The organism is Curtobacterium sp. SORGH_AS_0776 (genome assembly GCF_031453355.1).
Taxonomy (GTDB): Bacteria; Actinomycetota; Actinomycetes; order Actinomycetales; family Microbacteriaceae; genus Curtobacterium.
The window spans coordinates 1,821,412-1,835,290 of record NZ_JAVIYU010000001.1; the positions used below are offsets into that span (position 1 = coordinate 1,821,412).

At 71.2% G+C, this 13,879-nt stretch carries 12 protein-coding genes; 7 read left to right on the forward strand and 5 right to left on the reverse strand.

Features of this window, described 5'->3' with window-relative positions; genetic code table 11:
• Positions 1-18 precede the first annotated feature (18 nt).
• The gene (locus QE359_RS09170) at positions 19-1,221 is read right to left on the reverse strand and encodes an aminotransferase class I/II-fold pyridoxal phosphate-dependent enzyme (protein ID WP_309778924.1); all 1,203 of its coding nucleotides are present in this window, start codon (positions 1,219-1,221) and stop codon (positions 19-21) included.
• Between the two features lie 192 nt (positions 1,222-1,413).
• Here QE359_RS09170 and QE359_RS09175 point away from each other — a divergent pair, with 192 nt between their 5' ends.
• The 5 genes from QE359_RS09175 to QE359_RS09195 all read left to right on the forward strand — a co-directional run bounded on the left by QE359_RS09175 (position 1,414) and on the right by QE359_RS09195 (position 7,749).
• The gene (locus QE359_RS09175; RefSeq protein WP_309778925.1) at positions 1,414-3,459 is read left to right on the forward strand and encodes a trypsin-like peptidase domain-containing protein; all 2,046 of its coding nucleotides are present in this window, start codon (positions 1,414-1,416) and stop codon (positions 3,457-3,459) included.
• 238 nt (positions 3,460-3,697) lie between these two features.
• Positions 3,698-4,741 carry a glycosyltransferase family 2 protein gene (locus QE359_RS09180; protein WP_309778926.1) on the forward strand — a complete coding sequence of 348 codons (1,044 nt, stop codon included), beginning with the start codon at positions 3,698-3,700 and terminating at the stop codon, positions 4,739-4,741.
• A gap of 9 nt (positions 4,742-4,750) precedes the next feature.
• Positions 4,751-5,569, forward strand: a complete 819-nt coding sequence (locus tag QE359_RS09185) for a CDP-alcohol phosphatidyltransferase family protein (RefSeq protein WP_071294999.1) — start codon at positions 4,751-4,753, stop codon at positions 5,567-5,569.
• Entirely contained in the window at positions 5,566-6,474 is a 909-nt protein-coding gene (locus QE359_RS09190) for a glycosyltransferase (protein WP_309778927.1), read from the forward strand. The genes QE359_RS09185 and QE359_RS09190 overlap by 4 nt, the downstream gene beginning before the upstream one ends.
• Before the next feature lie 42 nt (positions 6,475-6,516).
• On the forward strand, positions 6,517-7,749 hold the full coding sequence (locus QE359_RS09195; protein ID WP_309778928.1) for a CDP-glycerol glycerophosphotransferase family protein: 1,233 nt from the start codon (positions 6,517-6,519) through the stop codon (positions 7,747-7,749).
• 46 nt (positions 7,750-7,795) lie between these two features.
• Here QE359_RS09195 and QE359_RS09200 read toward each other — a convergent pair whose 3' ends face one another.
• The 4 genes from QE359_RS09200 to QE359_RS09215 all read right to left on the reverse strand — a co-directional run bounded on the left by QE359_RS09200 (position 7,796) and on the right by QE359_RS09215 (position 10,542).
• Complete coding sequence (locus QE359_RS09200) at positions 7,796-8,098, reverse strand: hypothetical protein (protein WP_309778929.1); 303 nt, start codon at positions 8,096-8,098, stop codon at positions 7,796-7,798.
• A 109-nt stretch (positions 8,099-8,207) separates the two neighbouring features.
• Positions 8,208-8,978, reverse strand: coding sequence for an ABC transporter ATP-binding protein (locus QE359_RS09205; RefSeq protein WP_070416671.1), 771 nt, complete (start codon positions 8,976-8,978; stop codon positions 8,208-8,210).
• Positions 8,978-9,802: an ABC transporter permease gene (locus tag QE359_RS09210; RefSeq protein ID WP_070416670.1), complete on the reverse strand. Its 825-nt coding sequence runs from the start codon at positions 9,800-9,802 to the stop codon at positions 8,978-8,980. The genes QE359_RS09205 and QE359_RS09210 overlap by 1 nt, the downstream gene beginning before the upstream one ends.
• Positions 9,803-9,846: 44 nt before the next feature.
• Positions 9,847-10,542 carry a phosphocholine cytidylyltransferase family protein gene (locus QE359_RS09215; RefSeq protein WP_309778930.1) on the reverse strand — a complete coding sequence of 232 codons (696 nt, stop codon included), beginning with the start codon at positions 10,540-10,542 and terminating at the stop codon, positions 9,847-9,849.
• 321 nt (positions 10,543-10,863) lie between these two features.
• Between QE359_RS09215 and QE359_RS09220 the strand changes: the two genes are divergently transcribed.
• Both QE359_RS09220 and QE359_RS09225 read left to right on the forward strand, forming a co-directional pair.
• Positions 10,864-12,249 carry an ABC transporter ATP-binding protein gene (locus QE359_RS09220; protein ID WP_309778931.1) on the forward strand — a complete coding sequence of 462 codons (1,386 nt, stop codon included), beginning with the start codon at positions 10,864-10,866 and terminating at the stop codon, positions 12,247-12,249.
• Positions 12,225-13,796, forward strand: coding sequence for a hypothetical protein (locus QE359_RS09225; protein WP_071295003.1), 1,572 nt, complete (start codon positions 12,225-12,227; stop codon positions 13,794-13,796). Before QE359_RS09220 ends, QE359_RS09225 begins: the two co-directional genes overlap by 25 nt.
• Positions 13,797-13,879: the final 83 nt, after the last annotated feature.

The window sequence follows — 13,879 nt, forward strand, 5'->3', positions numbered from 1 at the left end:
CGCCCGCCCGCGGGGGAGTCAGCCGCGCAGGGCGAGACCGGCGAGCCGAGCGGCGGCGTCCTCGAGCACCGAGCGCCGCTTGCAGAAGGCGAACCGCACGAGTGACCGGTAGCCGCCGGCGTGATCGGGTCGGATGAACGCCGAGACCGGTACACCGACCACCCCGGCGAGCTCGGGGAGCTGCAGGCAGAACGCCCGGGCGTCCTCGTACCCGAGCGCAGCCGTGTCGGCGATGACGAAGTACCCGCCGTCCGGGCGCATCACCTCGAAGCCGGCCGCTCGGAGTCCCGCGGCGAGCAGGTCGTGCTTGGCGGACAGCTCGGCGGCGATGCCGGCGAACACACTGTCCGGCAGTCGGAGCCCGGTCGCCACGGCGGGCTGGAAGGGCGCGCCGTTCACGAAGGTCAGGAACTGCTTCACGGTGGTGATCGCGTCGACGAGCGCCGGCGCCGCCGTGAGCCAGCCGATCTTCCAGCCGGTGGTGCTGAAGGTCTTCCCAGCGCTCGAGATGGTCACGGTGCGATCGGCGGCACCGGGCAGGGTGGCGATCGGGACGTGCGGGACGTCGAAGGTCAGGTGCTCGTACACCTCGTCGGTGACGATCACGGCGTCGTACTTCGTGGCCAGTTCGACGATCGTGGTGAGCACCTCCGTCGGGAGGACACGGCCGGTCGGGTTGTGCGGGGTGTTCACGAGCACCGCACGGGTCCGGTCGGAGAACGCGGCGCGGAGGGCGTCCTCGTCCGGGAGGAAGTCGGGCGCCCGCAACGGCACCGTCACGTGGGTCCCGCCGGCGAGACCGATGAGCGCGCCGTACGCGTCGTAGAACGGTTCGAAGGTGATGACCTCGTCGCCCGGCTCCACCAGGGCGAGGAGTGTCGCGGCGAGGGCCTCGGTCGCGCCGGCGGCGACGAGCACCTGGCGGTCGGGATCGACCTCGAGGCCGTACCACCGGGCCTGGTGCTCGCTGATGGCCGCTCGGAGGTCCGGGGTCCCGCGTCCGGGCGGGTACTGGTTGACGCCGTCGCGGATGGCTGCGACCGCTGCCTCGAGGACCTCGGCGGGACCGTCCTCGTCCGGGAAGCCCTGCCCGAGGTTGACCGCGCCCGTGGCCGCCGCGAGCGCACTCATCTCGGCGAACACCGTCGGCGCGGGGACGCCGTCCGGGCCGAGGAGCATCGCTCCTTCTGCTGCTCGCAACCAGGGTCCTGCGTGGCGCATGTGGTTCCCTCCGAGGTGTCGACCGCACTCGCGGCGCTGAACGGACCCCAACCTAGCGGCCGGGCCGCGGGCATCTCGGGAACGGCCGCACAGCCCACGCATAAGATCGCCATAGGTCGCTTGCAGCGTCACCAGGAGCACCGCTCAGGTGGGTGCGACAGACTGCACGAGCTTGAAAGGAGCACGTCCAGCATGACCGACACCACGCCCAACGGGCAGGGCGACGACATCCGTCCGGACGACGCGGCCGCGAAGGCCGCATCCGAGGACGCTTCGCCGAACGACTCCGAGCACTTCGACCACGCGTTCCGCGACGACGCTCCGAGCAGCGATGCTCCGACGAGCGACCGTTCTCCGCACGACGGCTCCGCGGACCACACCGACGTGATCGCTCCCGCGAGCGACCCCGATGTCATCGCGGCCTCGAACGACCACCCGACCGACCGGTACACGGCGCCGTACCCGACGCTGTCCCAGCACGACTCCGACGCCGGTCAGACGAGCCAGACGAGCCAGTACGGTCAGACGAGCCAGTACGGCCAGCCGGACCAGAACGGCCAGCCCAACCAGTACGGCCAGACGAGCCAGTACGGCCAGGCGCCGGCCGGGTACGGCGCGCACGGCACTCCGTACGGCACCGACCACGCCCAGCAGTCCCAGTACGGCCAGCAGCAGTACGGCCAGCCGCAGTACGGCCAGGACCAGCAGCAGTACGGTCAGTCCCAGTACGGCCAGCAGCAGTACGGGCAGCAGTACGGCCAGTCGCAGTACGGACAGCAGGCGCAGTACGGCCAGCAGCCCCGCTACGGCGAGTACGCCCAGCCGACCTCGGCGCCGGCATCGGCCTCCGAGTACGCCGGAGCCCCGTCCGCCCAGGCCCCCACGAGCGCGTTCGGCGACGTCGACGGCTCGAACCAGCGCAACGGCCACTACTTCGACACCGGAGCCGCCGGAGCAGCCGGGGCCGCCGGAGCAGCAGGCGCAGCCGGAGCAGGCGTCGGAGCAGCAGCCCCCGGCCGCCGCACCGGCACCGGTCGTGGCCGCCTCGCCCTCCCGATCATCGCCGGTGTCGTCATCGCTGGCCTCGTCGGCGGCGGCGCCGGCTGGCTCGCCGCGTCCAACACGCAGGGCGGCAGCAGCGTCGTCGGGTCCTCGAGCGCGCAGGGTGGCGGCAACCTCACCGTCAACGACTACAACAACGCCACGGTCGTCACCGCGGTAGCGGCGCAGGCGACCCCCTCGGTGGTCACGATCAACGTCTCGTCGAGCAGCGAGGCCGGCACCGGTTCTGGCGTCGTCTTCAGCAAGGACGGCTACATCGTCACCAACACCCACGTGGTGACCCTCGACGGCGACAGCTCCAACGGCACCATCACCGTGACGACCTCGGACGGTAAGATCTACCCGGCGAAGCTCGTCGGCACGGACCCGACGGTCGACCTCGCGGTCATCAAGATCGACGCGACGGACATGAAGCCGATCAGCTTCGCGGACTCCTCCGACCTCAACGTCGGCGACACCGCAGTTGCCATCGGTGCGCCGCTCGGCCTGTCGAACACGGTGACGGACGGCATCGTCTCGACCCTGAGCCGCAGCATCCAGGTCACCTCGAGCGCTCCCACCGAGGGCGGCGACTCGAACGAGGGCGGGAACGGCTCGAGCGGCGGTCCCTTCGACTTCTGGGGCAACGGCGGCAACGGCAGCAACTCGTCGACGAACAGCACCGTGTCGCTACCGGTCATCCAGACCGATGCGTCGATCAACCCCGGCAACTCGGGTGGTGCGCTGCTCGACTCCAAGGGCAAGCTCATCGGCATCAACGTGGCCATCGCCAGCGCGGGCAGCTCGTCCGACTCGTCGTCGAGCCAGTCCGGCAGCATCGGCGTCGGCTTCTCGATCCCGTCGAACCTCGTCAAGCGGGTCGCGAACGAGATCAAGGACAACGGCTCCGCCACGCACGGGCTGCTCGGTGCGACCGTGGGCGACGCCGCCGAGGACGCGAACGCCACGCAGATGGGCGGCCTCATCAAGTCGGTGTCGTCCGGTGGCGCGGCGGCCAAGGCCGGCCTGCAGAAGGGCGACGTCGTCACGAAGATCGGCTCGGCGACGGTGTCCGACGCGACCGACCTCACGGCACAGGTGCGGTACTTCGCCGGCGGCGCGAAGACCACGATCACCTTCATCCGCGGCGGTCAGACGCGCGAGGCGGACGTCACGCTCGGCACCTACAAGGGCTGACGCGACCAGCGACGGACGGGAGGCGCGGTGCCAGCTGGCACCGTCCCTCCCGTCTCGGCCGTCACGACGCTCCGCAGGCTCCGCGTCGCGCCGGTACCGGCCGGGTGGGGCCCACCTCCCGTCCGTCTGCCGGTCGCCCCGACGACCCGCGGCGACTTGATAGGCTCAGGGTCGCTCTTGCGGGGCGGCACCGTCCGCGGTGCGTCCCGTGCACCCAGGTGAGGACCCCGAGGTACCGATGCAGACAGACGGACAGCCCCTGCCGGGCGTCTCGTACGTGATGCCCGTCCTCAACGAGGTCACCGAGGTCCGGGCAGCCGTCCAGAGTCTGCTCGAGCAGGACTACTCCGGTCCGTTCGAGGTCATCCTCGCCCTCGGCCCGTCGATCGACGGCACGAACGAACTCGTCGCCGAGATGAGCGCCGCCGACCCCCGGATCCGCGCGATCGAGAACCCGGCCGGCTCCACCCCCGCCGGGCTGAACGTGGCGATCCGCGCGTCCGTGCACCCCGTCGTGGTCCGTGTCGACGCGCACTCGGTGCTGCCGCAGGACTACACGCGGATCGCCGTGCGCGTGCTGCAGGAGTCGGGCGCGGACAACGTCGGCGGGATCATGCGCGCCGAGGGGCGGACCCCGTTCGAACGCGCCGTGGCGCTCGCGTACGGCAGCCGCGTCGGGCTCGGTGGCACGCCGCACCACGTCGGCGGCCAGGCCGGTCCGGCCGAGACGGCGTACCTCGGCGTGTTCCGGCGTGAGCGACTGTTCGCGGTCGGGCTGTTCGACGAGGGCATCAAGCGCGGCCAGGACTGGGAGCTCAACCGGCGGCTCCGGCAGACCGGTGGCACGGTGTGGTTCACCCCGGAGCTCGTCGTCACGTACCGCCCGCGGCCGAGCCTGAAGCGTCTGGTCCGGCAGTTCGTCGCGACGGGGCTGTGGCGCGGCGAGCTCGCCCGCCGGTTCCCCGCCAACAACGGGCTGCGCTACTTCGTGCCCCCGGCCATGGTCGCCGCGATGGCGCTCGGCATCGTCGCCGGCATCGTCGGGATCGTCGGCGCCGCACTCGGGACGGGGGCGGCGTGGGCGCTGCTCGGCTTCGTGGTGCCCGCCGTCTACATCGTCTTCGTCGTGCTGGGGGCCGTCGCGGTCGCCCGGCGGTCGGGGCTGCCGACGCTCCTCTGGCTCGTCGTGGTGCTGCCGTGCATCCACGTCGGGTGGGGACTCGGCTTCATCATCGGCTTCCTGACCCGGACGTCCGAGCTGACCACGCACACGGGACGGTGACCTGACCTCTTGACCGATGACACGACCGGCCGCGGGAACGCCCGCCCCACCTCGATCGCCGAACTCCGTGCCGTCGCCCAACCGGACGAGGTCCGTTCGCGGGCGAACGCCGAGCACTGGACGGCGTCGCTGTACCTGCGGGACGTCTCGCCGTACCTGACGTGGGTGCTGCTGAAGACCCGCGTGACGGCGAACCAGGTGACCGGCCTGATGATCCTCGTCGGGTGGAGCGTCGCGGCCGCCCTGCTCATCCCGGGCATCTGGGGCGCGGCGCTCGCGCTCGTGCTCGGGCAGCTGCAGATGCTCGTCGACTGCTGCGACGGCGAGGTCGCCCGGTGGCGGGGGACCCGGTCGCCCGCCGGCGTGTTCCTCGACAAGGTCGGGCACTACACGACCGAGGGACTCATCCCCATCGCACTCGGCGTCCGTGCGGCCACGTGGCCGATCCACGGCGCGGACTGGATGTGGACCACGATCGGCTGCGCGCTGGGACTCGTGATCGTCCTCAACAAGGCGCTCAACGACATGGTGCACGTCGCACGGGCGAACGCCGGGCTCGACAAGCTCGTCGACCGTCGCGACGCCGGCACCGCTCCGTCCGGACGACGGCTCGCCACGCTTCGCCGCGCCGCCCGGTTCCTGCCGTTCCACCGCCTGTACCACTCGGTCGAGCTGAGCATCCTCGCGTTCGTCTTCGCGCTGCTGGCGCTCGTGATCGGTCATCCCCTGGCCGACCGGATCCTGGTGGGCGCGCTCCTGCCACTGGCAGTGCTGGCGACGTTCGGGCACTTCGTCGCGATCATCTCGTCGAAGCGGGTCCGCGGGTGACGCCGGGCACGCTCCGTCGTCACGCGGTCCCACTCCGCGAGCGGCCCCGTGTCGCCGTGGTGAGCCTGTCGCAGGGGACCCGCCCGGACGACCTGCGTCGTGGACTCGAGAGCGTGCTCGCGCAGCAGGACGTCGACCTCGACGTGGTGTGCGTCGGCAACGGCTGGGAGCCGACCGGTCTGCCCGAGGGCGTCCGCGCGCTGGCCCTGCCCGAGAACGTGGGCATCCCCGCCGGGCGGAACGCCGGGGCCGAGGTGGTCGACGGCGACTACGTGTTCTTCCTCGACGACGACGCCTCGGTGCCGTCGCAGACGTTCCTGCGCGACGCGATCGGCCTGTTCGAGCGCGATCCGTCGCTCGGTCTCGTGCAACCCCGGGTCGTCGACCCCACCGGCGCTGCGAACCCGACGCGCTGGATCCCGCGGATCCGCAAGGGCGAGCCCGATCACTCGTCGCCGGTGTTCTCGGTGTGGGAAGGAGCGGTCGTCCTGCCGATGGACGTGTACCGCGCGACCGGCGGCTGGGGAGCGGAGTACTTCTACGCGCACGAGGGCATCGAGCTCGCGTGGCGCGTGTGGGATGCCGGCCGACGGACCTGGTACGCCGGGGACCTCGTCGCGTACCACCCCGCGATCGACCCGGCACGTCACACCGAGTACTACCGGCTGAACGCTCGGAACCGGGTCTGGCTGGCTCGGCGCAACCTGCCGGCGGTGCTCCGACCGGTGTACGTCGGGTCGTGGGCGGCCATCCAGGTCGCTCGCTGGTGGCGACACCCGCAGCGGCTCGCCACCTGGTTCGGTGGCGTCCGCGAAGGCTGGCGGAGCGACTGCGGCCCCGTGCACGTGATGGGCTGGCTCACGATCGGTCGCATGACGCTCGCCGGCCGTCCGCCCGTCGTCTGACCCGCCCGCACCGAACCGTCCCCGGACCCAGGAAGAGAGACCATGCCGATCATCAGCGACGCGCGCACGGCCCTGCGGCTCGCCGACCGCCTGCTCAAGTCGCGACGCAGCCGTCGTGAACTCGCACGCCGACTGCCGTCGGTGGCGGCCCCTGCTCCGGGCACCGTGGAGATCGCCGTCTACTTCGCCGACGGCCCCGTGAACATGTACCAGGTGCGGCAGTGGTACGCCCCCCTCGCCGAACTCGCGGCGACCCACCCGGTCGCGATCATCGCGCGGAGCCCCGGCACCATGCTCACCCTGCTCGACGAGTCCCCGGTGCCCGTGGTCTACGCGCGCCAGGTCGTCGACCTCGAGCAGTTCGTCGAGGAGCAGGCCCCGAAGATCGTCTTCTACGTCAACCAGAACGCCCGCAACTTCCAGATGATGCGGTACGGGCGCATGTGGCACGTCTTCGTGAACCACGGCGAGAGCGACAAGATGTACATGACGACGAACCAGTTCAAGGCGTACGACTACGCCCTGATCGCCGGTGACGCCGCTCGTGGACGGCTGTCGGACGCCCTGTGGGACTACGACCTGGATGCCCGGACGATCTCGATCGGTCGCCCGCAGGCCGACCACTTCGCCGGCGCGGCGCCGTACCCGGCCGACGGCCGCACGGTCGTGCTCTACGCGCCGACCTGGGAGGGGGACCGGGCCGCGGCCGCCTACGGGTCGATCGCGAGCCACGGCACCACGATCGCCGAACGGGTGCTCGCGTCGCCGACGCACCGGCTCGTCTACCGGCCGCACCCTCGCAGCGGTGTGCGCGACGCCGCGTACAAGGCGGCGCACGAGCGGATCGTCGCGGCCATCGCGAGCGCCAACGCCGCCGACCCGGGCGCGCACCACGTGTACGACGACGGTGCCGAGCTGGGGTGGCAGCTCGCCGGAGCGGACGTGGCGATCACGGACATCAGCGCGATGATCTACGACCGGCTGGCCGTGGGCAAGCCGCTCATCGTGACCCGGCCGGTCTCGCCCGAGGCGGACGTCGACGAGCGCGGGTACCTGAGCGACGCCAACTGGTTGACGGCGTCCGATGCGCAGGACGTCGTCGCGCGGGTCGACGCCGCGGCGAACGACGCCGCCGAGCTCGCGAAGCTGCAGCGCTGGGTCGAGCGGTACTTCGGCGACACGACGCCGGGTGCGGCGACGAAGCGGCTGCACGACGCGGTCGAACGGCTGCTCGCCCGCTGGCAGACCGTCGCGGCGGCGCGCGGCGAGGACTGAGGGACCGACCCGGACCCACCGGTCGGCGGTGGCACGACGAGGACGGTCAGGCAGCACGGGCGTCACCCACGAGGGACATCCGCCAGAGGTACTCGGAGCGGTCCGGTCGACGCCAGCGGACGATCACCACGCCCGTGTCGTCGGTGGCGGCGCCGAACACGGCGATCGAGAGCGACCGACCCGGTTCGAGCCGGTGCACGGCGAGCGGCGGGCAGTAGCCGGTGCCGAGGTGGGTGAGCGTGATGCCGTCGACGGGTTCGTCGCCGGTGTTCAGCAGGTCGTAGCGGCGCGGGGCACGGGAACGGTCGATCGAGAACGGGACGGGGTAGGCCGGTGTCGGGTGGTGCATGCCGTCACCGTAGGGTGAGGGTCTGACGTCCGGCGGCCGGTTCGGCTCGGGGGAGGGGCGGCTGTGGAGAGCGGCCCTGGGGACCCTGGTTGTGGACGGGGATCGGTGGTCAGACGGCGTAGTCGGACGAGTACCGCTGCAGTGCTTCCTCGATCGTGCCGTCGAGCTGCAGGCGACCCTTGTCGAGGTACAGCCCGCGCTCGCAGAAGCGGCGGAGGTCCTTGTCGCTGTGCGAGACGAAGAACAGGGTGCGGCCGCCGGCGAGGAGCTCCTCGATCCGCTTGTAGCACTTCTCGCGGAACCCCTTGTCGCCGACCGCCAGGACCTCGTCCACCAGGATCACCGGTTCGTCGAGGCGCGAGATGACCGCGAACGCGATGCGCACCTTCATGCCGCTCGACAGGTGCTTGTACGGGGTGTCGACGAAGTCGCCGATCTCGGCGAACTCGATGATCTCGTCGAAGGCGTCGCGGATCTCGGCCCGGGACATGCCGTGCAGTCCCGCCGTGAGGTAGACGTTGTCGCGGACCGAGAGGTCTCCGACGAAGCCACCGGTGATCTCGATCAGGGGTGCGACCCCGGCGCCGACGTGGATGCGTCCCTCGTCGGGGAGCATGACCTGGGCCACGAGCTTCAGCAGCGTCGACTTGCCCTGACCGTTGCGGCCGACGACCCCGATCGCCTCGCCCGGGCGGACGTCGAACGACACACCCCGGAGCGCCCAGAACTCGTCCGCGCGCTTGCGGCGGTTGCTGCCGGCGAAGAGGTCCTTGAAGCTCCGGCTCGCCCGACGGTTGCGCTTGAACCGGATGCCGGCGTCGCGGACGGAGATCACGGGGGCGACCGTCGCGCTGCGGCTGGTCTGCTCGGTGGCGGTCATCACAGCTCCTTCAGGACGCGGTGCTCGCTGCGGCGGAACACGACGAGTCCGATCGCGAGGACGACGACGGTGACGACGACGGAGACCCCGACCTCGAACCAGTTCAGCTGCGACGGGAAGAACGCCGCGCGGTAGATGCCGAAGATGCCGCTGAGCGGGTTGAACGCCGCGAGGTCGTGCAGCTTGTCGGGCAGTGCCGACGTGCCGTAGATGATCGGCGAGGCGTAGAAGAGGAACCGGAGCACGAGCTTCACCGCACGCTCGAGGTCACGGAAGAAGACCACGAGCGGCGCGACGATCAGGCCGAGCCCGTACACGAGCGCGCACTGCAGCACGATCGCGAGCGGGTAGAGCGCGATCTCCCAGTGCCAGTGCGCCCCCGTCGCGATCGCGAACACGGCGAGCACCGGCAGGCTGAGGAGGAACTCGATGCCCTTCGACGCCGTGACCCGGGCGACCCAGATGCTGCGCGGGATCGTCGTCGACCGGATGAGCTTGGTCTCCTTGATGAACGCCCGCGTGGAGTCCGAGACGGCACCGGTGAACCACATCCACGGCAGCAGCGCCGACAGCAGGAACACGATGTACGGCTCTTCGCCGACCGACCCGCGGTGGAACACCTGCGTGAAGACGAACCAGTAGATCGCCGACATCACGAGCGGGTCGAGGATCGACCAGAAGTAGCCGAGCGCCGAGGTCGAGTAGCGGACGCGGAGGTCTCGGATCGTCAGCAGCCAGAGGGCATGACGATAGCGCCGACCGGCGCTCCGGGACGCCGCTGGTGCGGCAGCCGCGGGCGCGGTCGGCGCACTCGCTGTGGTCACGGTTTCCCTTCGGGCGGAACCGCCGAGGGGGTCCTGACGCTGGTTCAGGCGAACAGGTTGTTCGCGCGCTCGAGGTCCTCGGCGAAGTCGATCTCGACCGCGTAGAGGTCGGAGATGTCGATCGGGCTCCAGAGTAGCCCGTCCTCGGCGATGGCAGCCTCGATGCCGCCCTCGAAGTACTCCTGGTCGTCGACGCGACCGAGCTGGCGGATGAGCGCCTGCTTGTCCTTCGAGGACACGTAGTTGATGCCGACGGCTTCGCCGAGGCCACCGACGACCTGCTTCGACAGCTTGTGGATGAAGCCCTCGACGTCGACGGTGTACTTGACCTCTTCGTCGGAGACCTTGTCGGTGTTGACGCTGACGAACGAGCGGTCCTCGTCGATCATGTCGGCCGCACGCACCAGGGCACGAGGGTCGAAGACGACATCGCCGTTCATCCAGAGCACGCCGCCCTTGCCCGTCGCCTTGAGGGCGCGGAGCAGGCTCTTCGAGGTGTTCGTGGAGTCGTAGGACTCGTTGTAGACGAAGTTCGCCTCGGGGAAGGCCTCGACGATGTACTCCGACTTGTAGCCGACGACGATGGTGACGCGTGCGCTCGAACCGAACGCCGCACGGATGTTGTCGAACTGCTGCTGCATGATGGTGCGGCCGTCGCTCAGTTCGGTCAGCGGCTTCGGCAGGCTGCGCCCGAGGCGGCTGCCCATCCCCGCTGCGAGGATGACGATCTGCGTGGTCATGCTGGTCCCTTCTGGTGTCCGCCCGCGCGCCCTGGGGCACGGGCGGGCCTCGTCGAGTGTGCTCCCGGAAGATCCGATCTGCCCGGGAAGACCGCCGTCTCTGCGCGCATTCGCAGGGAGGGATCGTCACGGGGACACCGGCCGGGGCAGGTTTCCAAGTGGTGAACACTTCGTCGTGCCTCGGTGAATGATACGGAACGACCCTCCGCCGGGGTACGGTCTCGGCCGCTTCGTGCTCAATTTGTGACACAGCGCCGGGGATTCGGGACACCGCGCCCGAGGCGTCCCCCGCTGTCCGGTGAGCGTTGGTACGGTGGGGCGGTGGCCGCAGCAGCAGGGGACGATGACGACGTGTACGCCACGTCGGACGCTGCCTGGTTGACCGAGGAAGCGGACGCCGACACCGAGGCCGAAGCGGCCGCCGACGGCGACGACGACACCTCGGACGACGCTGCCACCGAGGACGACGACGCCACTGCGGCGGGAGACGCCGCTGACGACGACATGGGGGACGGGGATGCACACGACGCCTCCGCTGAGGACACGATGACCGACGACACGACGGCCACCGAGACGACGGAGACGGAGACAGGGGCGGACCGCGTCGCCGCGCAGGCGGTGGCGCCGACGACCACCGGTCGCCGCCCTGCCAAGGCGCGCGGCGGCAAGGGACGTGCCACCCGCCCGACGCAGACGGCGGGGACGACCGGCACCGTGCCTCCTGGACCGCGCGACGGGGCGGATGAGACGGACGCGACCGATGAGACGGACGCGCCCGCCGCTACGGACGCGACCGACCGCGCGACCCCGACCGACCGCGCGACCCCGACGGACACCGCAACCGGAACGGACACCGCAGCGGACACCGCGGCGCCCGACACCAAGTCCGCGAAGAAGCGCCCGAGCGGCACGAAGCGCCCCGCGCCCACGGCCAAGCAGCCCCAGCAGCCCGTCGTCCTCCGTGCCGACGGCCTCGTGAAGCGCTACGGCCAGACCCTCGCCGTCGACGAGGTCGGCCTCGAGATCCGTCAGGGCTCGATCTTCGGCGTCGTCGGCCCGAACGGCGCCGGCAAGACGACCACCCTGTCGATGGTCACCGGACTCCTGCGCCCCGACGCCGGCAGCGTGACCGTGCTCGACCACGACGTGTGGGCCGACCCGACAGCCGCCAAGCGGGACCTCGGCGTGCTGCCGGACCGGCTCCGGCTGTTCGACCGGCTGACCGGCGCGCAGCTGCTGTACTACTCGGCGACCCTCCGCGGGCTCGACGGTGCCACCGCGCGCAAGCGCAGCAGTGACCTGGCCGAGGCGTTCGGTCTCGGCGAGGCGCTCGGCCGTCAGGTCGCCGACTACTCCGTGGGCATGGCGAAGAAGATCGCCCTCGCGGCGACGCTCATCCACTCGCCCCGGGTGCTCGTGCTCGACGAACCGTTCGAGTCCGTCGACCCGGTGAGCGCAGCGACCATCACCGAGATCCTCCGTCGCTACACGCGCGGGGGCGGCACGGTGGTGCTCTCCAGCCACTCCATGGAGCTCGTGCAGCGCACGTGTGACTCCGTCGCCATCATCGTCGGCGGCAAGGTCCTCGCCTCCGGCACGATGGCGCAGGTCCGCGGGCGCAAGAGCCTCGAGGACAAGTTCGTCGAACTCGCGGGCGGCCGCGTCGTGGCAGAGAGCATGGAATGGTTGCACAGCTTCTCCGGCTGAGGGCGGACCTGCTCGCGGGCGAGGTCCGCGGGAGCGCCCGTCGGTCGGTCCTCGTCGTGCTCGGCAGCCTCGCGGGACTCGTCGCCGCGGTGCTCGTGGCGATCGAGGTCGTCGGGCTCCGTGACGCCGCACCCGAGGTCGCACGTTCGGTCGTCGTCCCGGTCGGCACGCTCATCGCCTTCGCGTTCACGGTCGTCCCGCTCGTCGTCGGGCGCGGCGACCAGTTCGATCCGCGGCGCTTCACCGTGTTCGGCATCGGCCGACGTGACCTGGCGGTCGGGCTCGGCGTCGCCGGACTCATCGGGGTCCCGGTCGTCGCGGTCGCCGTCGTGGCCGTCGCGCAGTCGGTCGCGTGGATGCGCGGTGCGGGTGTCGGCGTCCTCGGCGTCGTCGCCGCCCTCCTCGCCATCGCCACGTGCGCGCTGCTCATCCGCGTCGGCAGCGCCGTCGGTGCGTCCCTGATCGGTCCGCACCGGTCGCGGGACGCCGGCTGGTTGGTCGCGCTGGTCATCGTCGTGCTGGCGATCCCGGCCGTCTCGCTCCTGCTCCGCGTCGACTGGCTCGACCCGGCCGGCGCCGAGATGCAGCGCGTCGCCGACATCGCCGGGTGGACGCCGTGGGGCGCCGCCTGGGCCGTCCCGGCCGACGTCGCGAGCGGCCGTGTGGGCGAGGGCATCGTCAAGCTCGTCATCGCGGTGGTCGTCGTGGCCCTGCTCGGCCTCGCCTGGTGGGCCGTGGTCGGCCGGGCGCTCGAGACCGTCGACGGCCGTGCGCGGACCCGTCGGTACCGGGGCCTCGGATGGTTCGACACGCTCGGCTCCACGCCCGTCGGCGCGGTGGCGGCACGGGCACTCACCTACTGGGGACGCGACCCGCGGTACCGCGCGTCCTACCTGATCATCGTGTTCGTCCCGCTCGTCGTCATCCCGCTCGGGGTGGCCGGCGTGCCGTGGCACTGGACCGCCCTGGTGCCGCTGCCGCTGATGGCGCTCATCGCGGGCTTCCTGCCGCACAACGACGTCTCGTACGACAACACCGCGGTGTGGCTGCACGTCGCCTCGGGAGCCCCGGGCTGGAGCGACCGACTCGGTCGCCTCGTGCCGGTGCTCACCGTGGGCATCCCCGCACTCGTCGCCGGCTCGTGGGTCTCCGCGTGGCTGTTCGGCGACTGGACGGCCTTCCCGCTGCTGGTCGGCGTGAGCACGAGTGCGCTCCTGTCCGGCCTCGGGCTGTCGAGCGTCGTGTCCGTCCTGCTGCCGTACCCGACCGTCCGACCGGGCGACCACCCCTTCCAGCAGCCGCAGGCCGCCGGCGTCCTCGCCTCGGTCGCGCAGTCGTCGATGGTGGTCGGGATCCTGGTCTGCTCCGTCCCCGCGGCGTGGCTCGCGGTGCTCGCCTTCGTCGACGGCCCGGAGCCGTGGGGGATCCTGACCCTCGTCGTCGGGGTCCTGGTCGGCGTGGTCGTGCTGGCGGCGGGCGTCGCGATCGGCGGTCGCCTCTTCGACCGCCACGGGCCGGACCTGCTGGCCGCAGCGCAGCGCAACTGAGCCGGGTCGCCTCCCGGGGTGACCACCTGACGGCCTGGAGGCGCGGGTCGACCCCGCCCCGCGCCTCCAGGCCGTCACGGGTC

Bases quoted from the DNA above. Each gene is read 5' to 3' on its own strand.
- QE359_RS09170 (WP_309778924.1), bottom strand. From the start codon at position 1,221: ATGCGCCACGCAGGACCCTGGTTGCGAGCAGCAGAAGGAGCGATGCTC.
- QE359_RS09175 (WP_309778925.1), top strand. From the start codon at position 1,414: ATGACCGACACCACGCCCAACGGGCAGGGCGACGACATCCGTCCGGAC.
- QE359_RS09180 (WP_309778926.1), top strand. From the start codon at position 3,698: ATGCAGACAGACGGACAGCCCCTGCCGGGCGTCTCGTACGTGATGCCC.
- QE359_RS09195 (WP_309778928.1), top strand. From the start codon at position 6,517: ATGCCGATCATCAGCGACGCGCGCACGGCCCTGCGGCTCGCCGACCGC.
- QE359_RS09200 (WP_309778929.1), bottom strand. From the start codon at position 8,098: ATGCACCACCCGACACCGGCCTACCCCGTCCCGTTCTCGATCGACCGT.
- QE359_RS09205 (WP_070416671.1), bottom strand. From the start codon at position 8,978: ATGACCGCCACCGAGCAGACCAGCCGCAGCGCGACGGTCGCCCCCGTG.
- QE359_RS09215 (WP_309778930.1), bottom strand. From the start codon at position 10,542: ATGACCACGCAGATCGTCATCCTCGCAGCGGGGATGGGCAGCCGCCTC.
- QE359_RS09225 (WP_071295003.1), top strand. From the start codon at position 12,225: ATGGTTGCACAGCTTCTCCGGCTGAGGGCGGACCTGCTCGCGGGCGAG.